The 23,283-nt window shown below is 35.4% G+C and carries 20 protein-coding genes and 2 pseudogenes; 16 read left to right on the top strand and 6 right to left on the bottom strand.

What is annotated here, in order from left to right; genetic code table 11:
- Nucleotides 1-11: 11 nt before the first annotated feature.
- Together hscA and fdx are read left to right on the top strand one after the other, a co-directional pair.
- The gene (gene hscA, locus PSA_RS17630) at nucleotides 12-1,874 is read left to right on the top strand and encodes a Fe-S protein assembly chaperone HscA (RefSeq protein WP_042151816.1); all 1,863 of its coding nucleotides are present in this window, start codon (nucleotides 12-14) and stop codon (nucleotides 1,872-1,874) included.
- A 57-nt stretch (nucleotides 1,875-1,931) separates the two neighbouring features.
- Nucleotides 1,932-2,270, top strand: coding sequence for an ISC system 2Fe-2S type ferredoxin (gene fdx / locus PSA_RS17625; RefSeq protein WP_042151819.1), 339 nt, complete (start codon nucleotides 1,932-1,934; stop codon nucleotides 2,268-2,270).
- 94 nt (nucleotides 2,271-2,364) lie between these two features.
- Here the strand turns inward: fdx and PSA_RS17620 are convergent, their stop codons facing one another.
- Nucleotides 2,365-2,745: a hypothetical protein gene (locus PSA_RS17620; protein ID WP_042151821.1), complete on the bottom strand. Its 381-nt coding sequence runs from the start codon at nucleotides 2,743-2,745 to the stop codon at nucleotides 2,365-2,367.
- A 215-nt stretch (nucleotides 2,746-2,960) separates the two neighbouring features.
- Here PSA_RS17620 and PSA_RS17615 point away from each other — a divergent pair, with 215 nt between their 5' ends.
- The 4 genes from PSA_RS17615 to PSA_RS17600 all read left to right on the top strand — a co-directional run bounded on the left by PSA_RS17615 (nucleotide 2,961) and on the right by PSA_RS17600 (nucleotide 6,937).
- Nucleotides 2,961-4,517, top strand: coding sequence for a methyl-accepting chemotaxis protein (locus PSA_RS17615; protein ID WP_042151823.1), 1,557 nt, complete (start codon nucleotides 2,961-2,963; stop codon nucleotides 4,515-4,517).
- Nucleotides 4,518-4,642: 125 nt separating this feature from the next.
- Entirely contained in the window at nucleotides 4,643-4,846 is a 204-nt protein-coding gene (iscX, locus tag PSA_RS17610) for a Fe-S cluster assembly protein IscX (RefSeq protein WP_042151826.1), read from the top strand.
- Between the two features lie 88 nt (nucleotides 4,847-4,934).
- On the top strand, nucleotides 4,935-5,864 hold the full coding sequence (locus PSA_RS17605; protein WP_042151829.1) for a sugar phosphate nucleotidyltransferase: 930 nt from the start codon (nucleotides 4,935-4,937) through the stop codon (nucleotides 5,862-5,864).
- Entirely contained in the window at nucleotides 5,864-6,937 is a 1,074-nt protein-coding gene (locus PSA_RS17600; protein WP_042151833.1) for a phosphotransferase enzyme family protein, read from the top strand. The genes PSA_RS17605 and PSA_RS17600 overlap by 1 nt, the downstream gene beginning before the upstream one ends.
- 58 nt (nucleotides 6,938-6,995) lie before the next feature.
- On the opposite strand, the pseudogene PSA_RS26465 reads toward PSA_RS17600, so the two are convergent.
- Both PSA_RS26465 and PSA_RS17595 read right to left on the bottom strand, forming a co-directional pair.
- Nucleotides 6,996-7,170: pseudogene (locus PSA_RS26465) on the bottom strand (ferredoxin); the annotation flags it as partial.
- A gap of 126 nt (nucleotides 7,171-7,296) precedes the next feature.
- Complete coding sequence (locus tag PSA_RS17595; RefSeq protein WP_042151835.1) at nucleotides 7,297-8,256, bottom strand: radical SAM protein; 960 nt, start codon at nucleotides 8,254-8,256, stop codon at nucleotides 7,297-7,299.
- Between the two features lie 46 nt (nucleotides 8,257-8,302).
- On the opposite strand from PSA_RS17595, the gene PSA_RS24740 reads away from it, so the two are divergent.
- Nucleotides 8,303-9,486 (top strand): IS3 family transposase gene (locus PSA_RS24740; protein ID WP_371257771.1). Its coding sequence is split into 2 segments (ribosomal slippage): nucleotides 8,303-8,561 and nucleotides 8,561-9,486, totalling 1,185 coding nucleotides; the frame shifts between segments, so codons are not numbered across the junction.
- Nucleotides 9,487-9,671: 185 nt separating this feature from the next.
- Here the strand turns inward: PSA_RS24740 and PSA_RS17580 are convergent.
- From PSA_RS17580 to PSA_RS17575, 3 genes and pseudogenes are all read right to left on the bottom strand, one after another.
- Entirely contained in the window at nucleotides 9,672-11,261 is a 1,590-nt protein-coding gene (locus PSA_RS17580) for a S41 family peptidase (protein ID WP_042152916.1), read from the bottom strand.
- A gap of 272 nt (nucleotides 11,262-11,533) precedes the next feature.
- Nucleotides 11,534-11,614: pseudogene (locus PSA_RS26460) on the bottom strand (4Fe-4S binding protein); the annotation flags it as partial.
- Between the two features lie 11 nt (nucleotides 11,615-11,625).
- A complete protein-coding gene (locus PSA_RS17575) occupies nucleotides 11,626-12,459 on the bottom strand; it encodes a U32 family peptidase C-terminal domain-containing protein (protein WP_042152913.1) in 834 nt (277 codons plus the stop codon).
- Between the two features lie 320 nt (nucleotides 12,460-12,779).
- Here PSA_RS17575 and ndk point away from each other — a divergent pair, with 320 nt between their 5' ends.
- From ndk to der, 9 genes are all read left to right on the top strand, one after another.
- On the top strand, nucleotides 12,780-13,211 hold the full coding sequence (gene ndk / locus PSA_RS17570; protein ID WP_042152911.1) for a nucleoside-diphosphate kinase: 432 nt from the start codon (nucleotides 12,780-12,782) through the stop codon (nucleotides 13,209-13,211).
- A gap of 179 nt (nucleotides 13,212-13,390) precedes the next feature.
- Nucleotides 13,391-14,527: a bifunctional tRNA (adenosine(37)-C2)-methyltransferase TrmG/ribosomal RNA large subunit methyltransferase RlmN gene (locus tag PSA_RS17565; protein ID WP_042152908.1), complete on the top strand. Its 1,137-nt coding sequence runs from the start codon at nucleotides 13,391-13,393 to the stop codon at nucleotides 14,525-14,527.
- 214 nt (nucleotides 14,528-14,741) lie between these two features.
- On the top strand, nucleotides 14,742-16,211 hold the full coding sequence (pilW, locus tag PSA_RS17560) for a type IV pilus biogenesis/stability protein PilW (protein ID WP_042152906.1): 1,470 nt from the start codon (nucleotides 14,742-14,744) through the stop codon (nucleotides 16,209-16,211).
- Complete coding sequence (locus PSA_RS17555) at nucleotides 16,208-17,185, top strand: RodZ domain-containing protein (protein ID WP_042152903.1); 978 nt, start codon at nucleotides 16,208-16,210, stop codon at nucleotides 17,183-17,185. Before pilW ends, PSA_RS17555 begins: the two co-directional genes overlap by 4 nt.
- Before the next feature lie 16 nt (nucleotides 17,186-17,201).
- Nucleotides 17,202-18,320, top strand: coding sequence for a flavodoxin-dependent (E)-4-hydroxy-3-methylbut-2-enyl-diphosphate synthase (gene ispG / locus PSA_RS17550; RefSeq protein ID WP_042152898.1), 1,119 nt, complete (start codon nucleotides 17,202-17,204; stop codon nucleotides 18,318-18,320).
- A gap of 132 nt (nucleotides 18,321-18,452) precedes the next feature.
- Nucleotides 18,453-19,730 carry a histidine--tRNA ligase gene (gene hisS / locus PSA_RS17545; protein ID WP_042152895.1) on the top strand — a complete coding sequence of 426 codons (1,278 nt, stop codon included), beginning with the start codon at nucleotides 18,453-18,455 and terminating at the stop codon, nucleotides 19,728-19,730.
- A gap of 1 nt (nucleotide 19,731) precedes the next feature.
- Nucleotides 19,732-20,382: a tetratricopeptide repeat protein gene (locus PSA_RS17540; RefSeq protein WP_042152892.1), complete on the top strand. Its 651-nt coding sequence runs from the start codon at nucleotides 19,732-19,734 to the stop codon at nucleotides 20,380-20,382.
- A 10-nt stretch (nucleotides 20,383-20,392) separates the two neighbouring features.
- The gene (gene bamB / locus PSA_RS17535) at nucleotides 20,393-21,574 is read left to right on the top strand and encodes an outer membrane protein assembly factor BamB (RefSeq protein WP_042152889.1); all 1,182 of its coding nucleotides are present in this window, start codon (nucleotides 20,393-20,395) and stop codon (nucleotides 21,572-21,574) included.
- A gap of 167 nt (nucleotides 21,575-21,741) precedes the next feature.
- A complete protein-coding gene (gene der, locus PSA_RS17530; RefSeq protein ID WP_042152886.1) occupies nucleotides 21,742-23,214 on the top strand; it encodes a ribosome biogenesis GTPase Der in 1,473 nt (490 codons plus the stop codon).
- The last annotated feature ends 69 nt before the right edge of the window (nucleotides 23,215-23,283 follow it).

Here is a 23,283-nt window from a genome sequence, read left to right as displayed (position 1 = left end):
CAGTATTTTAAATGGCATTATTGCAAATTGCTGAGCCGGGGCAGAGCGCGGCACCTCACCAACATAAGTTAGCGATTGGAATTGACTTAGGTACAACTAATTCACTAGTCGCAACAGTTTTAAGCGGTGAAGCAAAAACTTTAGCTGATAAAGATAATCAGGTGATGTTACCTTCAGTTGTTCACTATACGCAATATGGTATTGAAGTGGGTGCTAATGCATTTAAAAATGCTGCTTTAGATGCTGAAAATACCTTAGTATCAGTGAAGCGTTTTTTAGGTAAATCTAAAGAAGATATTGAAGCTGAATATGCGCAATTACCTTATAAACTATCAGAGCAAGATGGCATTTTTAATATTGAAACTTGTCAAGGCCCAATCAACCCGATCCAAGCATCAAGTGAAATTTTAAAAACCTTAAAAAATCGTGCCCAAGACTCTTTTGGCGGTGATGATATAACTGGGGCTGTGATAACTGTGCCAGCGCATTTTGATGATGCACAACGTCAAGGTACTAAAGATGCAGCTGAATTAGCTGGCTTAAATGTACTAAGATTATTAAACGAGCCAACTGCAGCAGCCGTAGCTTATGGTTTAGACTCTGGGCAAGAAGGTATTATTGCTGTTTATGATTTGGGCGGCGGCACATTTGATATCTCAATTTTACGGTTATCTAAAGGTATATTTGAAGTATTAGCAACTGGCGGAGATGCTAGCCTAGGTGGTGATGACTTTGATGCTTTATTAATTGAATACTTTAAACAGCAAACTGCGCACTATGAGTTAGATGCCCCAACTTTGCGTTTGTTTATGAGTAAAGCAAAAGCATGTAAAGAAGCACTAAGCCAGTATAAAAAAGTAAATGTTGTATTAGAGTTTGCACAGCAAAGCCACACTGTTGAAGTAACTAAAGAGTTATTCAATGAATTAGCTACGCCATTGGTTAAAAAGACACTGCGCGCATGTCGTCGTACAGTCAAAGATGCGGGTATAACAAATGAAGAAGTATTAGAAGTTGTTATGGTAGGTGGCTCTACTCGTATGCCACTTGTACGTGAACAAGTAGGTCAATTTTTTGATAAATTGCCATTAACTTCAATCGACCCTGATCAAGTAGTTGCTATCGGCGCAGCAATTCAAGCTGATATATTAGTAGGTAATAAACCTGACTCAGATATGTTATTACTTGATGTATTACCTTTGTCTTTAGGTTTAGAGACTATGGGTGGCTTAGTTGAAAAAATTATTCCACGTAATACCACGATTCCAGTTGCGAGAGCGCAAGAGTTTACTACTTTTAAAGATGGCCAAACAGGCATGGTATTAACTGTTCTTCAAGGTGAACGTGAGTTAGTCGATGATTGTCGTGCACTGGCTAAATTTAGTCTAAAAGGTATTCCACCTATGGCGGCAGGCGCTGCACATATATTGGTTACTTTCAAGGTTGATGCTGATGGACTGTTGAGTGTAACAGCAATGGAAAAATCAACTGGTGTACAAGCAGAAATCCAAGTAAAACCATCATTTGGTTTATCAGATGAGCAAGTTGCACAAATGCTTAAAGACTCGATGAGTTTTGCTAAAGAAGATATGCAAGCGCGTATGCTTAAAGAGCAACAAGTAGAAGCGTTACGTGTTATTGAAGCAATTAATGCATCATTATCTGAAGCAAAAGGTTTATTATCAGAAGATGAGCTTGCAACATTAGAAGCTGAAATTAATAAGCTAATGCAGTTACGTGATACAGCAACAACGCCTGAGCAGCTTAAAGTAGGCATTACGCAGCTTGATAATGCAAGTTCAGACTTTGCTGCTCGCAGAATGGATGATTCAATTAAAAAGGCCCTAACAGGTCAATCAGTTGATCAAGTTTAAAGATATTTATTTTAAAAAGATTTAAAGCCGATTTACATCGACGAGGTTTATAATAAAATGCCACAAATTGTTTTTTTACCACATGAAGAGTTATGCCCTGAAGGCGCTGCAATTGAAGCTAAAACGGGAGAAACATTACTTAATGTCGCTCTAAAAAATGGTATATCAATCCCACATGCATGTGAAAAGTCATGTGCTTGTACTACTTGTCATTTAGTGGTTCGTGAAGGTTTTGATTCTCTAGAAGAGAGTGATGAACTTGAAGACGATATGTTAGATAAAGCTTGGGGCTTAGAGCCTGAATCACGCTTAGGTTGTCAGGCGATTATCGCAGATGAAGATTTAATTGTTGAAATTCCAAAATACAATTTAAATATCGTTAACGAAGATCACTAATTAAAGCAATTAGCTAGTAGAGTGAAAGTTTAAAAGCCATTAACGAATGTTAGTGGCTTTTTGTTTTCTAAACTAATTTATTGTCTACATTAACTTAGCGCTTAGTCGCCATTATTTTTGTCGTACGGGTTTCTGAAACCGGCGGAATCACTGTCATGGTATCTAAAGTCACTTTAACACTAACTGCACCGCCACTTTCAATATCCTTCTTATCTAACTCACAATTAAACTCCCCTAAAATGCTAGCGTAGTAGGTTTCAAAGTGCTCAAATTGAACCCACCAGTAATTAGCGCTATCTTCTGGTTCGTGTGTCCAAAATGTCACTTCGCCAATACCAATAGTTTCACCTGGTTCTATTTGTAATGTTTTTCCTGCATTGTAAGCATCGTTTTTATAGTTGTGTAAAAAACTTACATGAAAAATTGTTTCTCCAGTTAAATTAGTGATTGAAACGTTTAAATTACCTTTATTCATAGAGCTCACCTAAATTTATTGTTTTTTGTTTAATTTAAAAAACTGCTTAAGCAGTGTCTTGATAAGCATAGGCAAGATTTTCATAAATACAGGTTTAAATATAAAAAAACCCCTATAAATATGATATTAGCTACATATAAAATACAAAATTCAATTTTCTGCTTGTTAATAAATACACTATAATATTTCCGGCGTGCTTAAAATAAGGATATAAAATGAAACAAAATAGACGAAATAGCGAATTAATTAATGAAGAAGTTCTATTTGAAGATAATGAAGAATTAGTATCTACGACAGACTTACGTGGTGTTACCACTTATGCAAATGATATTTTTTGCCAAATAGCAGGGTATGAAGAAAGTGAGTTAATAGGTAAAAATCATAATATTGTAAGACATCCAGATATGCCAGCTGCTGCATTTAAAGATATGTGGGATCACCTTAAGCAAGGTAATTCTTGGCGTGGTGTCGTAAAGAATAAATGTAAAGATGGACGCTATTATTGGGTTGATGCTTATGTAACACCTATTATTGAAAATGGCAAAGTGACAGGCTATCAGTCCGTCAGAGTGAAACCTAGTGAGCAATTAAAGCAAACAGCGCAAAAAGCATATGATAAAATTAATAAAGGTGATTTAAGTGGGGTTTCAGAGTTAACCACTAGTAAAAAGCAGATAATCTCTTTAAATGTTATAGGTTTATTAAGCTTTTTATTTGCCTATAAATTTGGTTTTTTAGCGATGGGAATGTTTATATTTTCTTTAGTTATATTAGCGATAATTTTCAGAGGTGAACTGGTTCAAACTCCGCAAAAAATATTACAATTGCAAAACGATTTTGATAGTGTAAGTCGCTTTATATATTTTGGTAAAGGCATGACTTCTGTAATTAATTTTCACTTGGGGCTACATCAAGCAAAAGTGAGAACCATATTGGGTCGATTTGTCGATTTAAGCAAAAACTTACAACAAGTCGGGCACAAATTAGATTCTACTTCAAATCAAGCGCAAGAAAGTATCGAAAATCAAAAGTGTGAATTAAACCAAATCGCCGCAGCGATGGACCAAATGGCTGCATCAACAAGTGAAATCGCACAAAACTCTGCTGAAACGCTAAATAAAGTCGAAGAAACATCAAGTATATGTGTTGAAGCTAATCAATTGATAGAAACTAGCTCTCAAAAAATTGATAAATTATCTGAAGATGTATTATCTACCGCTTCTTCTGCGGATGGTTTAAAAGTTGAAATTAGTAAAGTAAATGACATGATGAATGAAATTAATGGCATTGCAGAACAAACCAATTTACTTGCATTAAATGCTGCAATTGAAGCCGCTAGAGCAGGCGAGCAAGGCAGAGGTTTTGCGGTTGTAGCTGATGAAGTACGGTCTTTATCAACAAGAACACAAAAATCAAGTGAAGAAATTCAATCTTCTATTAGCTCAATGGTAAAAACAATTGAAAATTGGACTGCAGTTATGGAGCTGAACGTATTGCAAGCCAAAGAATGTAATGACTCGACATCAAGTTCACAACAATTAATGGCTCAAATAAATGAAATGATGAATGAGGTAATAGATTATTCATCTCACATTGCAACGGCTGCACAGGAGCAGGGCGCTGTTGCTGATGATATTAATCATAATGTACGTACAGTTAACGAACTGAGTGAAGAGAGCCTAAATAATGCTAATATCGTTGCACAAAATGCCCATGAAATTAGTCAAGCACTAGATTATATAGAAACAGTAAGCAATACCTTTAAAGATTAGCTTTAATTTTAGAGCAAATATTATTAATAAAAGCCAATAACTGCATGTTATTGGCTTTTTTATTGCTCTAAGGTATTTAAAATACTACTTTTATAGTAAGCGCTAGAAACAAAAAGGCATAAATAATGGGCTTACATTGGACTGATTCGTTTGGTATTGCTGAATCACTTTGTGATAAATACGCAGAGCAAGATCCTACTAAAATTAGATTTACAGAGTTAAGGCAATTAGTACTTAATTTAGATGAATTTGATGATGACCCGGAACATTGTGGTGAAAGGGTTCTTGAAGCGATCCAGCAGGCTTGGATTGACGAAGTAAGAGAATAAGCAATATAGATTGATTGAATTCATAGTAATCAAAAATAAAGCTAGGTAAAATTAAAGCCTATATTTTATATTTTTGATGAATGTTTGAATGTCAACAAAACAAGAAAAACTTACCTTAGTGATATTAGCAGCAGGGCTTGGCACACGATTTGGTGGATCTAAGCAATTAGCTGAAATTGTAGGGCTCGATCGTACAATTATGGAACTGAGCATCTGTGATGCAGTAAAAGCAGGTATTACGCATCTTGTACTTGTGATAAATGAAAACATTAAAACAGCAATAGAGCAGGATGTGTTACCCCGGTTACCAACAGGCTTAAATGTAAAATTAGCCATTCAAGATCGTAAGAATATTCCCCTAGACTTTGAACATTTAGCTGTAGATCGCATAAAACCTTGGGGAACGGGTCATGCGTTATTATCCGCTAAACCTTATGTATCCGGTAAGGCTATTGTGATCACTGCGGATGATTATTATGGCAAGTCGGCATATCAATTATTAGCAAATGAATTATTAGCCGATAGACCAAATAAAAACTCTCAATGGAGCTTAGTTGGTTATCCTATTTTAGATACTTTATCTGAGCATGGTAGTGTTAATCGTGGTATTTGTCAGGTGGATGAAAATAAGCATTTACAACAAGTAAACGAATTTTTAGAGATCACGTATCAAGAAAATAAACTTTCAGGATTAAATCACACTCAGGTAAGAGAAGCCATATCAACTGAAAGCTTAGCCTCGATGACAATTTGGGGATTTGATGAGACTTTATTTGACTACTTAGAACGTGGTTTTGTTGAGTTCCTATCAAAATATGACAGCGCTGTCCAAAAAGAGTATTATTTACCTGATCAAATACAAAAAGCCATAGATACTGAGCAAAAAAAAGTAACGGTATTACGTGCCAACGAGTCTTGGTTAGGAATGACCTATCGTTCTGAGCTAACTGATATCACCAAAAAGCTTAATCAGATTTTCAAGGGAGGCAGTATAGACAGCTGCCAGAGTAATAAATAATGTACACAGAACAAGCAAATATATTATCAGAGCATTTTGGACTAAATAATAATTTAGATAGCCAAGTTACCATAAAGCCAATAGGCAATGGTCATATTAATACCACTTTGTTACTTCAAAGCGCGAATGCGCCTGTAGTAGTGCAAAAATTAAATACTTATGTTTTTCCACAGCCAAATGAATTAGTTAATAATGCGAGATTAATTGAAAAACACTTAACAAATAAAAAACAAGATAATAATTACGATCTTGAAATCATCAAACATGTTGCTACTCTAAATAAAGACTATTTGATTGATATAAAAGGTGATAGCTGGCGTGGTTTAGAGTTTATTGGTGGCAGCTATAGTGAAGATGTTGTTGCCAATGTTCAGCAAGCCAAAATCGCTGCTAATGCTTTTGGGCAGTTTGCAGCAGCATTAGAAGATTTTGATGCAACACAACTTTTCTCAGTTATTCCTGATTTTCACCATTTAGCCAAGAGAGTAAACACTTTAAAAAAAGTCGCTAATTTAGATAAATGTGATCGTTTGAAGAGCGCAAAAGAAGAAGTCGATTTTTGCTTGAGTCAAAATGCACTAATTGATGAGCTTGAAACTTTAAAGTCTCAATTACCACTGAGAGCATGTCACAATGATACAAAAATTAATAACATGCTTTTTTGCTCTAAAGCGCACAATGCAAAAGCGGTTATTGATTTAGATACCTGCATGTCCGGTTATTGGTTATTCGACTTTGGCGATATGGTACGTACATTTTGTTCTCCTGAAGAAGAAGATTCAACAAACTTAGATAATGTCATTATTCGTGAAGATATTTTTGCAGCGATTGTTGAAGGGTATGTCACACCATTACAAAACTTAATCACTCAAACTGAAAAACAAAGCTTTTGGGTTGGTGCTAAAGTGATGTGTTTAATGATAGGTGTACGTTTTTTAACTGATTATCTCGATGGTGATAATTACTTCAACATAAAACGTGCTGGGCATAATTTAGATCGCGCTAAAAATCAATTTGCTTTATACCAAGATTTATTGAAAAAAGAAGATAAATTAAAAGCACTATTAGATTAGTAACTTTTGATAGTGTTTATTCGCGTAGAGTTATAATGATAGCCCTGCGCTGAAAACTTTAACCTTGAGTGAGGCGAATGAACTTTTCGGCTAACTCATCTAAAGACTCTACATTGTTAGGGTTTTTTTATGCAATCAATAGGGCAAACACTTACGCATGTTGGCGAATCGTAATGACCAACACATTCGGTACATTTATCGGGATCTATTTCAAATATTTTTATACCTAGGAAATTCCTCTTGGAAGCTACTATCTATAAGGCCTGTATAAATTTCATATACTTTGTTACAAATTAAATTTATTAAAAGTTGTTTCTTTATTGTTTTTAGATTATTTTCTTTTAAACTATTCCATCTAATTAATTGTTTTTTTTATTATAGCTTTGTATATTAGACTCTATGGCCTCAATACTCATTCCATTATTTAATAGAGCGCCAGATACAACTTCTAAAGTATTCTGTATTACAGAACAATAAATACTTTTATTATCAAAAGATTTTTTCTTATCATCATATCTATTCTTTAGTTCTCCCCCACGACATACAGATTTCCACTCACAATCATTACAAGCACTAGGAATAGTATGAGTATCAACCCAGGTTTGCATTAAAGGTTTATTTTCAAAAATATCTTTTAACTTTGCATTAGAAATATTCAAGTTATTACCAAAAGCGTCAGGTATGATAGATCTGAGAGTATCTTCAGGGCCAATATCTCCATTTGAATCAATAGTAATTATTAAACTGCGCAAATTTGCGTAATTATAAAAAACATCTCGTTGAAATGGAGTTTGTTTTATCCGATCAACATAAGTAGTAATAAACCTTATTTTATTACTAACTACAGAATCATTAAGCCAGCAATCTAAAAGCTTTTGAGTATATTTTTTAATATCTAAGACTTTTACTAGCGACGATGTATCGTGCGTATCATCGAAATATAGATAATGTAAATTATTGAGATCCAATGTATTAGTTAAGTGTTTATATATAATTGAAGCATCAAACTCTGGATTAATTACAGAAATAACACCAGGTTTACGAATTAACCCAGTATCATGCGCCTCCATTAGTAATTTAAGACCTGAAATCGTTTTTTGATATGTACCATTTCCGTTCTTATCAATTCGATACATATCGTTAAATGTTTCTGGCCCATCAATACTTACACCTACAAAGATATCGTATTTACTAAAGATATTAACCCAATCATCATCAATCAACATTGCATTGGTTTGAATTGAAATAGAAATTTCAATTCCTAATTCTTTTAGATTTTCAAACTCCTTGCATTGTAGTGGTACAGTAGTTTTGGCCACCTAATAAGAAATGTTATGATTATTTCATAACCAATTTAGGTGACATATGACAAAGAAAAACCGTGTAACATATTCTGCAGCGATCAAACTTGAAACAGCTCAGTTAGTAATTGACCAAGGCTACACTCAAGAAGAAGCAGCAAAAGCTATGAATGTGGGTAAATCAACTGTGAGTAAATGGGTTGCCCAGTTAAAGGTTGAGCGAAGCGGAAAATCACCTTCAGCATCACCTATGACGCCTGAACAAATTGAAATTCGAGAACTGAAAAAGCGTATACAGCGAATTGAATTAGAAAAGGATATATTAAAAAAGGCTACAGCTCTATTGATGTCGGACTCTCTGAACAATTCTCGATAATCGAGAAACTCAATAAGAGCAATAGTCACCCAGTTAAAACATTATGTGATGTATTTGGCGTACATCGCAGTAGTTATAAATATTGGGTTAACAGAGATAAATCAGTATCAACTGATGATTTAAGGTTATCTATTGAAATCAAAGCAATACATAAAGAAAGTAATGGCTCTGCGGGTGCCAGAACTATCTCTGATATTGCATCTTATCGTGGTTTTAATTTAAGTCGGTATCGAGCGGCTAAATTTATGAAAAAATTAGGACTGGTTAGCTCTCAACCGCCAAATCATAAGTACAAAAAAGCAAAGAAAGAGCATATTTCAATACCCAATTTATTAAACAGACAGTTTGATGTAATTGAACCCAATCAGTATTGGTGTGGTGATGTGACCTATGTTTGGATTGGTCACAGGTGGGCATATTTAGCCGTTGTAATTGATTTATTTGCAAGGAAGCCAATTGGTTGGGCTATCTCCTTGTCTCCAGATAGTGAATTAACAATAGCCGCTGTAGATATGGCTTATGAAAGCAGAGGAAAACCTAAAGGTATCATGTTTCACTCAGATCAAGGCTGTCATTACACAAGCTTAAAGTATCGTCAGAGGCTATGGAAATATCAAATAAAGCAAAGTATGAGTCGACGAGGAAATTGTTGGGATAATGCGCCAATGGAAAGGTTTTTTAGGAGCTTTAAAACTGAATGGATGCCGAAAAAGGGTTACATCGATTTTAAAGAAGCCAAAGGTGCAATTACTGATTACGTAATAGGTTATTACAGCGAGATCAGGCCTCATCACTATAATGCAGGCTTAAGTCCAAATGAATCAGAGCGAAGGTTCTGGTTAAATTCTAAAACTGTGGCCAAATTTAGTTGACCACTACACATCTTCCACGTCAAGTTCACGAATGGTGCCAGGTAGAGATTTAGCTGCTTGTAAAATTTTATTTTTAATACTCATAATGTATTCCTGTTTTATGTTATAAAATGGGCTAAGCCCGTGCGTCCCTTCACCTTCAATATTCTAATGAAGAAATTTTATCAAAACAAACGTAGATATAGCTACGATTGCTTTTTCATATACTCAATAGCTCGTAAAACATTCGTATTTGAAATATTTGAATAATTTTCAATCGTGATTGGAATTATTTCATTAATTATCGATATATCGCCGTCAATGTAATTACCTTCCTTATCAACGGTTGACGTATATGGAATAGAAAACCATGCAAGCTTTATACTTCCATCGTCAAGAGAGTACTGCTGGCCTTGTGCTTTGATAAAGAGCTTTAACTGTCCATTAGCAGTATAATAAATAATGCCTGATACTGTAGAATAAGTACTGTCTGTTGCAGGAGGTTGACCTAAAACGTACGCACCTGAATAATGTTTCAATCTCCAAACAAGATCATCACAAGAGCTTACGCAACCAGAATCGACGACTAGTAATATTTTTTTAATATCAAGTGTTGGTGATAAAGGGTTAATTGCTTTATACGAACAAGCTTCCTTATCACCCCGACAGAAATCAGCACGCACGGGTAAAAACTCTTGATTCAATAACTTACTATCAACAGCAAGTTTTTGGAACCAGTTTTCAGCGCTTTTTAAGCCGTAAAATATATTTGTTCTGAAATCAATATTGTTAAGCTCTACCGTATTATTAAAGTGGATTAAGTTATCAAAAAATGGTTTTTTAGAAAGTAACGACAAAAATGGAGTATTTTCACTACCGCCACTATTCCCTTGTAAGTCTATAATCAGCTTTATGTCACTCTTCTGCGATAACAAATCACGAATACTCTGAATATCGTGGCACATAGTTTCAACATTGGTGTCACCTTCACAATGAATATCATTTTGAGATGTACCCCATGGAAGAAAAGACCTAATATTAAGAATATATGTACTATTATCTTCGAGTAAGCAAACGCTTTTACTAGAGTACTTTATGTTCCAGTTTTTAAAATTATTGGCATATAAAGAGCAATATGTTTCATTTGTGTTTATTGATACATTTGCTGTAGAAACTTTGGGGGTAATTGTTTCTTTCCATGATTTTTTTTTATCAGAAAGTTCATTTTCTTGTTTGATGTTTAGATCTATTAGGCCCCACATTATTCTTTTACTGAACTTCTTCAAACATGCCTCTTGATGAGTGAATTCGCACTCAAGTTGTTCGAATTGGTTAAATCGTTTTCTTAAAGAAAACCCATTCACGAACTCAATGTATTTACTTGTTTCTATGCTGAAAAAGTTAACTTCTGGAAAGGTATAGCCTATTCCAAAACCTCGCTTATTAACTGGGTTCTCATATAATTTTCGACTATCAAAAACCTGTGAATATAACTGAAAAGATGAATGAGAATTTGTAAATCCTTGTTGAATATCATCAAATACAATAGCAAGATCTCTAAATGACTTTGCCTTTAGCATTTTATGAGTCATGACCTGTCTAAATTCAATCCAATTAACTTTTTTATATGTATTTCTTATTCTTATTGCAGAAGCATCAAGCCGCTCAATTTCATTAAAAAGTAGAGAAGCCAGTTCAGCCTTATTGATAGCCTGAAAAGTAATAGGTTGAGATGCTGTGACAACAAAGGATATAACCAAAAAACTAAAAAAAACAATTCTTTTCAGGTGGGACAAAATAAACTCCTTTTAATATAAAAATCGGGCAAAACGTATCATAAATAATTTTTATAACCAACTATTTTGTAAATTGTCGTTTAAAATGTACTTAATTGTGTAGTTTGATGGCTCTGGCTACTTTGTGCATAATAATCATAATAAAAAAACCAAATAAACCGAACTTAACTCCTTGCTCGGTTTATTTTTCTCCCTTAATACTTGATTTATGTTACATATTTCAATTTACAATTTATTGAATTATCTTCTTTAGTCGTGTAGTTTGTTCCTTTACCGAGTGTGATAGCCTGATTTGGACATTCAGGATCACACATATTACAGTTAATGCACTTGTTATTAATTAATAAAGCCATTTTAAGTACTCCTAAACAGCTTTAGCCTGCTTATATGGGTTACGTATATCTTGGCCTTGATCTAAATTTCTTAATAAAATCGCTTTATCTAAATCGATATCTTCAGGTAATGGGATTTTTACGATATGACCAGAACCTTTAGCATCATCAATAGACTCACCTTTTTTATTTTCCATATGATCTGGTTTAAAGCTGACATTCCTTTGTGGTGTCATCAGCTCTAATGAATGACCGCTACAGAATTTATTTTTAACATCAATTTCTACTAATCCATTGTCATCACGGCCTATTACTTCACCTACAAATTGTTGTTTCTCGGAAACAGAATGTCCATAATCGTAATTTTGATAATCTGATGTGCATGGCGCTTCAAGTGATAACTCACGAGATAAAATGATTCTTTCAACACCTTGTTTAGCCCAAAATAACACACTGGCGTAGTTTACGGCATTAGCCTGAACAGATAAGTGAATTGGCATATCAGGGTACTTTTCACGCACTAGCATGATAAGGCCTGGATCAGACATAATAAGTGCACCTGGTTTCATTGCGACAACAGGTTCAATATCACGCATATATGTTTTTATTTTTGCATTATGAGGTGCAATATTTGAAACAACATATAGTTTTTTCCCTAAATTGTGAGCTTCATTAATGCCGATCTCTAAATTTTCTAGATTAAATTCATTATTTCTTACGCGTAAGCTATAACGTGGCTGTCCTGCATATACTGCATCTGAACCATAAGCATATGCATAACGCATGTTTTTTAAGCTGCCAGCTGGAGATAAAAGCTCTGGGGTAAATAAGCCTGGAGAGTTTTCAGGAGTAAGAATAGATGACATTGTAAAACCTCATACATAGAACTGGGTACAAACCAGTTGCATGGATTATTTAATTGATAATGATAAAAATGCGGCATTTTATAAAAACAGCAACAAGCTGCTTTTGATCTGGATCATGTTTCTGAGCAAAACAGAATTAGATTAAAACCTTTAGTCGTCATATTTTTAAAATATTTCTATGAGATAGTGCTATTTGAATATAATTTCGACAATTAAGATAGGATCTTTGCATTTTATCGCGTATAATTCGCGCCCACTAATATACGGATGGTCTCCCATTTGTATAAACCATATTCTTTTAATTTATTGGAGCAAATAAGATGGCTTTAGAGCGTACTTTTTCAATCATCAAACCTGACGCAGTAGCAAAAAACCTAATCGGTCAAATCTATAACCGTTTCGAAACTGCTGGCCTTAAAATCGTAGCTTCTAAAATGGTTCACCTTTCTCAAGAGAAAGCTGAAGGTTTCTACGCTGAGCATTCAGAACGTCCTTTCTTTGGTGCTTTAGTTTCATTTATGACTTCAGGTCCGGTTATGGTTCAAGTTTTAGAAGGCGAAAACGCTGTTCTTAAAAACCGCGAAATCATGGGGGCTACTAACCCAGCTGAAGCACTAGCTGGTACTATCCGTGCAGATCTTGCTGATAGCATCGACGAAAATGCTGCTCACGGTTCTGACGCTTTAGAATCTGCTGCTCGTGAAATCGCTTACTTCTTCGCTGACGAAGAAATTTGTGCTCGCACTAGATAGTTTCTTTGTAGTCGCAGCTTAGGTTGCAATACACTACACGGATTGTAGAAAAGGGCTTTATGCCCTTTTCTTGTCTTTTTTATAAATAAATTATTGGTTTTGAGTTATTTATAAAGTAGATAAGTCTTATATATTTACTCATTAAAAACATTAAAGTCGTCATTATGGTAGAGGTCTTCATGAATACCACAAAAGCTAAAATTAACTTACTTGATTTAAACCGACAAGGCATGCGTGAGCTGTTTGAATCATACGGCGAAAAGCCATTCCGTGGCGATCAAGTAATGAAATGGATTTACCATTTTGGTGTTGATAACTTTGATGAAATGAGCAATATCAATAAAAAGCTTAAAGCACGCTTAAAAGACGAGTGTGAAATCCGTGCACCTGAGATATCAGAGAAGCAAGTTGCAAGCGATGGCACAATTAAATACGCGTTAATTTTAGATGGCGGTCAAGAAGTTGAAGCTGTTTGGATACCTGAAAAGGAACGTAAAACGCTTTGTGTTTCTTCACAAGTTGGTTGTGCTCTGGAATGTACTTTTTGTTCTACTGCGCAACAAGGTTTCAATCGAAACTTAAAAATATCTGAAATTATCGGTCAAGTATGGCGTGTTGCTAAAGATGTTGGTTTACACGCAGATAGTACAAATAGACCTGTGACGAATGTTGTCATGATGGGCATGGGTGAACCATTGCTTAATCTAAACAATGTTGTGCCAGCAATGGAATTGATGATGGATGATTGGGGTTTTGGTTTATCTAAACGCCGTGTCACTATCAGTACTTCAGGTGTTGTACCTGCTCTTGATATCTTAAAAGAGAAAATTGATGTTGCTTTAGCGATTTCATTACATGCGCCGGATAATGAATTACGCGACGTATTAGTACCAATCAATAAAAAATATCCTATAGATGAATTTTTAGCTGCATGTCGTCGTTATATTGATGGTTCCAAAGCAAATAAAGACGTGACGATTGAATACGTTATGCTAGATCATATTAATGATAGTACAGATCAGGCACATCAATTAGTTAAAACACTTAAAGGTACGCCTTCAAAAGTTAACTTAATTCCGTTCAACCCATTCCCAGGTAATGATTATGGTCGCTCGAGCAATAGTCGCATTGACCGTTTCTCTAAAGTACTACAGGCGGCAGGTATAACCTGTATTGTTCGCCGCGCACGAGGTGATGATATAGATGCAGCATGTGGTCAGTTAGTCGGTGATGTAAAAGACCGCACTAAACGTATCATGAAAAAAAGAATGCAAAATGATAACGGTATTGCAGTTAAGGTAATGCCAGCAAAATAATATAAGAAAACTATTTTTAGTCATTTAGTAGCGCACTTTAGCGTTAACTAAATGACAAAAAGTGATGCAGTTAAGGTACTTTTCTGTAAACTATGCTTTCATTATAAGAAATGGTTACTTATAAGAGTTTTTTGATAAACGAGACCACGTCAATCGTTTACCTTAGTCAGTTTAGATTGATTTGATCGTCTTGTTTATTAATAAGGAAGTTTATATGCGTCAATTTTCATTATATACAGTGATTTTATTTTGTTTATCGGGGTGTGTGACTCAAAACACATATGATGGCAGTAAAAAACCTGTTATCACTAAAAAAGTAGATAATACGCAAGCAGCACGTACACGCATATCTTTAGCTTTAAAATACCTTTCTATGGGTGACAGTGCCCAAGCTAAATATAATTTAGAAAAAGCCAATCTATTTTCTCCAAATTTACCAGAAGTGCATTACACAACCGCTTATTTTTATCAATCAGTAGGTGAGCCTGAAAAAGCCAAAGATTCTTATGAAAAAGCACTCAGCTTAGCACCCAATGATGCAAATACACTTAATAATTATGGTGTTTTTTTATGTGATATAGGTGAGTACGACCATGCCGTTGACAATTTTTTAAGTGCAATTGAAATCCCAAGTTACTTAAGAGTGGCAGAAAGTTATGAAAACCTAGCTTTATGTGCAATTAAGGCGGATGATTTTGATAACGTAGAAGAGTACTTAGAATCATCTGTAAAACATAGCCCTATGAGAGGTTCTTCATTAATTAACTTATCTGCTTTTTATTATGCTAAAAGTGATTTACATAAAGCACAAATGACGCTTAAACGTTATGGTGCAGCAGGGCGCATATCATCTCGATCTTTATTATTATCTTATCTAATAGAGTCGAGTATGGGGCATATTGAGCAAGCGCGTACTTTATCGCAAACAATTGAACAAACTTATACAACTTCATTAGAAGCTAGAATTTTAGGTGAACGTAAAACATCATCGAGTGAATTTGAGCAATTAAAAGAGCAATACCGTAAAAGTGAGTTAAGAAAATTACAAAAAGATATTTTATCTAGAAAAGATAAACCAAAAATAAAGATTATTAAGAAGAAAAAAGCTCCTAATACAACACAAGTGAAACAAACGCCTAATCAAGAGACTAAATTTACAAATAAGGCACCAACTCAAAAATCGATGCCTTTAATTGCTGAAATAAAAAAAGAGCGTTCGAATATTAAACCTGAGGCTGTAGTATTAGCTGAAAAGTTAAAAATTGATGGATCAACAGCATCAGTTGAGCCGACTAAAGCAGAAAATACAAACAAAGCAAAATTAATAAAGCAGCAAGTCGATTTTAAAAATCGCAGTATCACTGAAGTTGAAATACCGTTTCACATTGTAAAAAGTGGTGAGAACTTATTTAGTATTTCAGTGAAATATAACGTTAAATTACAAAGTTTATTACATTGGAATAAATTATCAGAGTCAGATCAGGTTTATAAAGGAACCAAAATCTATTTGAACAATCCAAACATATATCATCAAGTGATTGAAGGTGATACTTTGTTTAGCATTTCAGTAAAATACAATATTCTGATGAAGAAGTTACTAGAATGGAATGCTTTAGAAGAAAATGTATATTTAGCACCAAGCAATAAAATTTTATTAGTGGATCCAAAAACTTACATATTATGACAGATAAAACAATAGAGCAGGATCAAGAGCAAGCCAAACCAAATTTAGGCTATATATTAGTAAAAGGCCGTGAAGCGGCTAATATCTCTATAGCGTCTTTGGCAAGCCAATTAAATTTAGATGAATCTCAATTAATTGATTTAGAAAATAATCAATATGAAAACTTAGGGCCTGAAATTTTTGTAAAAGGTTATATTAAATCTTACTGCAAACTTTTAGACCTAGACGAAAATGACGTGATGCAGAGTTATCAATCAAGTACACATAACTCAAAAGAAAAGGAAATGCAGAGCTTTTCTAACCGCTTTGAAAAAGAAACCCATGATAGTCGCTTAATGATAGTAAGTTATATCGTTTTAAGCATCGTTCTTGGGTCTTCAGGCATTTTATGGTGGCAAAATCAAAACTCTAAAGATGAAGCTGTCATTAATTCTCCTGACGTGGATATGAATTTGAATACAGAGGAAGTAACGGATGCGGCTTCAGTTACGATAGAGCCAAAATCAACTTCAATAGTTGAACAAAGCAATGTTATTGCGACTAAAAAAGAGATCACAGCAGTAAAAGAACATAACCCTGTAATGGATTTTAAGATTGCAAAAGTAAGTACCCCTGCTACAGATTCAATTTCAGAAGAAAAAAAAGATGAGAGTATTTCAGAGATAGCACCTGAAACAGCTATTACTACAGAGCAAGCTAAACAAGAAGAAGTTAAAAATGAACTTATCGTAAGTAAAATCATTATGCGCTTCTCTGGGGATAGTTGGGTTGAGATTTTTGATGCAACAAGTGAGCGTGTTGCTTTTGGCGTTAAAAAATCAGGTTATGTTATGACTGTTAATGGTGTTGCACCTTTTTCCGTGGTATTAGGAAAACATCAATTAGTAGAAATAGAATTAGATGGTGAAACTGTAGATACCTCTAGCTTTCCTACTAACCGTTTAGCTAAATTCCAACTTCCTTTATCGCTATAAATAGACTGAGTATATTATGTTTTCTGAAACACCTATTAAAAGAAGAAAATCCAGCCGAATTTATGTAGGCGATGTGCCAATTGGTGATGGTGCACCGATTGCTGTGCAGTCAATGACAAATACAGATACCATGGATGTTGATGCCACTGTAAAACAAATCCAAGATATCCAAAATGCAGGTGCAGATATTGTACGTGTATCAGTGCCTACTATGGCAGCAGCAGAAGCCTTTAAAAGCATCAAGCAACAAGTGGATGTGCCTTTAGTTGCCGATATTCATTTTGATTATCGTATCGCATTAAAAGTCGCTGAATACGGTGTTGATTGTTTACGTATTAATCCGGGTAACATCGGTTCTGAAGAGCGTATTCGCGCAGTTGTTGATGCCGCACAAACGCATGGTATTCCAATTCGAATTGGTGTAAATGGTGGTTCTTTAGAAAAAGATATTCAAGAAAAATATAAAGAGCCCACACCAGAGGCATTGTTAGAATCAGCAATGCGACATGTTGAAATATTACAACGCCTTAACTTTGATAAATTTAAAATATCAGTAAAAGCGTCTGATGTATTTTTAGCTGTGGGTGCTTATAGATTACTTGCTAAAGAAATAGACCAACCTTTACATTTAGGTATAACAGAAGCCGGAGGTTTTAGAGCTGGTGCTGTGAAATCAGCTGTTGGTTTAGGCATGTTATTATCTGAAGGAATCGGCGATACGTTACGTATTTCACTTGCTGCTGATCCAGTACAAGAAATAAAAGTGGGTTTTGATATTTTAAAGTCACTACGAATTCGCTCTCGTGGAATTAACTTTATTGCCTGCCCAAGTTGTTCAAGACAAGAGTTTGATGTTGTTAAAACAATGAATCAACTTGAAGAAAATTTAGAAGATATCATCACACCAATTAGCGTTTCAGTGATAGGCTGTGTTGTAAATGGCCCTGGTGAAGCACTTGTAAGTGATTTAGGTTTGGCTGGTGCAAATAAGCGTTCAGGCTTATACATCAATGGTGAACGTCAAAAAACACGCATTGATAATGCAAATATTGCTGAGCAATTAGAAGCGCAAATACGTGATTTTGTAAAAGCAAAAGATGAGCAAGCGCTTATTGACGTGAAAATAGTAGAGTAATAACTTTTGCATGCAATCACTAGCTAGAAGAAGAGGCGAATTTGGTTTATAATTCTGCTCTTTTGTTTTTAACGCGTATTATTATTTTCAGCGTTTTATTATTTATCAGTAACAAATGAATTAGGACCGACAGTGGCTAAACAAATCCAAGCAGTACGTGGTATGAACGATTGTCTGCCAGGCGATACACAAATTTGGCAGAAACTAGAAGCAACATTACGTGAAACAGTAGCTTCATTTGGTTATCAAGAAATACGTTTCCCTATTGTAGAATCAACAGATTTATTTAAACGCTCGATCGGTGAAGTAACTGATATCGTTGAAAAAGAAATGTACTCTTTTGACGATAGAAACGGCGATAGCTTAACTTTAAGACCTGAAGGCACTGCGGTGTGTGTTCGCGCAGCTAACCAAGCGGGCTTACTGTATAACCAAGAGCAAAGACTTTGGTATATGGGACCTATGTTTAGACATGAGCGTCCGCAAAAAGGTCGTTACCGCCAGTTTTACCAATTTGGTTTAGAATCATTTGGTTTTTCAACAGCTGAAATGGATGCTGAAGTCATTATTTTAACTGCGCACCTTTGGAAAAAACTAGGCATAGATAAAAATGTAGCTTTAGAGCTTAATTCATTGGGTTCTAGTGAAGCGCGTGTAAAGTACCGTGAAATCTTAATTGCCTTCTTAGAAGAAAATAAATCGCAATTAGATGAAGATTCTTTACGTCGTATGCATACTAATCCATTACGTGTTTTAGATAGCAAAAACCCTGACGTTCAAGCATTATTAGTAAATGCACCTAAGCTGTCAGAAAACTTAGATGAAGAATCAGCTGAACATTTTGCAAATTTATGTGAACGATTAGATGCTGCAGGTATCGAATACCAAGTTAACGAAAAATTAGTGCGTGGTTTAGATTATTATAATCGTACTGTATTTGAATGGGTAACTAAAAATCTTGGCGCACAAGGCACTATATGTGCTGGTGGTCGTTACGATGGATTAGTTGAGCAGTTAGGCGGTAAAGCAACACCCGCTGTTGGTTTTGCAATGGGTATGGAACGCTTAATTTTACTATTACAAGAGTTAGAGTGTGTTGGTGAGCTTCGTAGCAATGTAGATGTCTATTTTGCAGCTATGGGTGATAAAGCCAGTATTCAAGCACAAGTAATAGCACAGCAGTTTAGAGATCAAGTACCTGGCGTGCGTATTATGGTACATGCTGGTGGTGGTAACTTTAAAAAGCAATTAAAACGCGCAGATAAAAGTGGCGCACAAATCGCCTTAATCATAGGTGATGATGAGCTAGAACAAGGCATTTTGACGATTAAATATCTAAGAGAAAAGAAAGATCAAATAACATTAAATATTGATGAAGTCAGAACTCTTTTAACAGATTTGGTAGGGTAGTATGGAAGTTTATTCAACAGAAGAACAACAAGCAGAAGCGATTAAAGGTTTTTTTCGTGATAATGGCGTAGCACTTGCTGTAGGCGTAGTATTAGGTCTAGGTGGTTTATACGGCTGGAAAGCATATAACCAGCACACAATTGAAACAACTGAATCATTATCAGATTCTTACACGCAGTTAGTTGAAAATGCAGGGCAAGAAGGCTCAACATTATTAACTGATGCAGATGAATTTATTAAAACAAATGGTAGTTCTAGCTACTCTGTTTTAGCTGCTTTTGTAACTGCTAAAGAAGCAGTAGAAAAAGATGATTTAGATAAAGCTGCAGAAAAATTAACTTGGATTTCAGTAAACTCAAAAAATACTGAATTTAAAGCACTTGCTTTTACACGTTTAGCGCGTATTCAGTTAGAACAAAAGCAATATGATGCCGCTTTAGCTACCTTGGGTAATACTTTACCAGAAAGTTTTAAAGCAACAGTTGCTGAACTCAAAGGCGATGTATACGTTGCTAAAAATGAAAGCGAACAGGCGCGTAGTGCTTATCAGGCAGCTGTAGATGCTGGTGGCTTAGAAAATAACTCATTATTACAAATTAAACTTGATAACTTAGCCGTTGCTGCGTTGAACGTACCAGTATCTGAAAAATAAGGTTAAAGTCATGAAAAAAATTACCATGGCAACATTGGCCTTATGCATGGCCTCATTAATGGGTTGTTCATCAAGTGATGATGAAGAGCCTGAAGAGCTAGTTTTACCTGTTATTGTAAATCAGTTTGAAACTAAAGTTTTATGGCAAGAGTCTGTAGGTGATGGTGTCGGCCATTACTACTCAAAGCTTTCTCCTACTGTTTATAAAGAGACTGTTTACGTTGCAGATAGAAACGGCAAAGTAAAAGCGCTTTCTTTAGAGACTGGCGATGTAATATGGCAAAAAGATGTGCGTGAAAACGTTGCATTTTGGCCTTGGGAAGATAGCGATAATGCAAAACTTTCTGGCGGTTTGTTACAAGCATTTGGTAAAATTTACGTTGGCTCTGAACATGGCGAAATTATCGCGCTTGATAGAGAAACTGGTGAAATCGTTTGGCGTAAAAATGTGCCTGGTGAAGCGTTATCAAGCCCAGCAGCAGGTGACGGTTTAATTTTTGCTAACTTAGGTTCCGGACAACTTGTTGCCTTGCATCCTGATACAGGTGAGCAGCGCTGGAAATACGAGCAAGAAGTACCTGCATTAACATTACGCGGCATGAGCGCACCAGTTGTTGCAAATGGTGGTGTTTTAGTTGGTGAGGAAACCGGTAAGCTAACTGTGCTTATTTCTGAAAGTGGTTTTTCAGCTTGGAAGGCAGATATTGCTGTGCCAAAAGGTTCTTCAGAATTTGAACGTTTAGTAGATGTTGATGTGCAACCTATTGTTTCAGGCTCAATGGTTTATACTTTAGCCTATAATGGTAATTTAGCAGCTGTAGATATCCGCTCTGGTAACGTTGTATTTAAACGTGAATACAGTGGCTACAGAGAAATTGCAACTGATGGTCAAAATATCTTTTTAGTAGATAGCTCTGGCGGTATTTTTGCCTTAGATAAAAACTCAGGCATCGAGCGTTGGAGTCAGCCGGCTTTAGTTGGTTGGCACTTAACTGGGCCTACAGTTATTGGAAATAATTTAGTACTAGGCGATAACGAAGGTAATCTACATTGGTTAGATAAAACCAGTGGTGACTTAGTTTCTCGTGAAGAGTTTGATAGTTCAGGCTTTTATGTAGAAGCAGTTACAGCTGGTAATAAACTTGTTATTACTACAAGAGATGGTGAAGTTTCAGTTATTGAAGCACCATAATGTAACGTTTTAGTTAATCACAGTTTAACCTGTGATTGAATAAGATAATTTTAAAGGGCTTCGCATAGCGAAGCCTTTTGTTGTTTTTAGTTTTCATACTAAATTTACAGCTAAACCACTGAAAAGTCGGTTTTATTTATATTTAGTATAATTTTAAGGGGTTGTTTATGCTTCCTGTGATCGCTCTAGTTGGGCGACCTAATGTTGGTAAATCCACATTATTTAATCGTTTAACTCGTACTCGTGATGCGTTAGTTGCTGACTTTCCAGGTTTAACTCGTGATCGTAAATATGGTCAGGCGCGTAGTGATGACTATGAGTTTATCGTTGTGGATACTGGCGGAATTGATGGTTCGGAAACGGGCATCGAAGTGGAAATGGCTGAGCAATCTTTATTGGCAATTGAAGAAGCGGATGTTGTTTTATTTTTAGTTGATGCGCGTGCTGGCATGACTGTAGCTGATCAAGCAATTGCTAATCATTTACGTAAAAAAGATAAGCCAATTTTAGTTGTTGCTAATAAAACTGATGGCATTGATGCAGATTCAAACTGTGCTGAGTTTTATCAGTTATCATTAGGTGAAGTTTATCATATTGCGGCATCACACGGTCGTGGCGTAACTTCTCTAATTGAAATTGCATTACAGCCTATTATTGATGAGTACAATAAGCTTCACGGCATTGAAGCTAATGCTGTAGAAGAAGAGGATGAGTTTTCTGAGATTTATGAAAATGATGAAGACTTAGAAGACTACAATCCTGAAGATAAGCCAATTAAATTAGCTATCATTGGGCGTCCTAATGTTGGTAAATCAACATTAACAAACCGTATTTTAGGCGAAGAACGTGTAATCGTTTATGATGCGCCAGGCACAACACGTGACTCTGTATATATTCCTATGACGCGTAATGATAGAGAATATGTATTAATCGACACTGCCGGTGTACGTAAACGTAAAAAAGTTAATGACGTTGTTGAAAAATTCTCGGTAATTAAAACATTAAAAGCGATTGAAGATGCAAATGTTGTTTTAATTGTTGTTGATGCCAGAGAAGGTATTAGTGACCAAGATTTAAGTCTATTAGGTTTTACACTTAATGCAGGTCGCTCATTAGTTATCGCTGTAAATAAGTGGGATGGCTTAGATGATTATGTTAAAGATCGTATCAAAACAGAGCTAGATAGACGTTTAGGCTTTATTGATTTTGCACGCATTCACTTTATCTCTGCACTTCACGGTACAGGTGTTGGTCACTTATTTGAATCAGTAGACGAAGCATATCAATCTGCAACTAAACGTGTCAGTACGTCTATGCTACGTCGTATTATGGATATGGCACAGTCTGATCACCAACCACCTATGGTGAGTGGTCGTCGTGTTAAGTTTAAATACGCTCACGCAGGCGGCTACAACCCACCAATTATCGTTATTCACGGTAATCAGGTACATAAACTGCCTACGTCATACAAACGTTACTTAATGAATTACTATCGTAAAGCATTAAATGTGATGGGTACGCCAATTAAGATTGAATTCCGTGAAGGTGATAACCCTTACGCTGGTCGTACAACTAAAGTTACTTTGTCGCAAAAACGTAAACGCAGACAAATTGCTAAGTTACATAAAAACAAAAGCTAGAGTTTGTTTTTAAAGTAGAAGAAAAGCGCCAATGGCGCTTTTTTTATTAATAGAGAAATAGTCGTCATG

It is taken from the genome of Pseudoalteromonas sp. '520P1 No. 423', assembly GCF_001269985.1.
In the GTDB taxonomy this organism is placed as follows: domain Bacteria; phylum Pseudomonadota; class Gammaproteobacteria; order Enterobacterales; family Alteromonadaceae; genus Pseudoalteromonas.
This window is presented reverse-complemented; position numbering and strand designations above follow the sequence as displayed.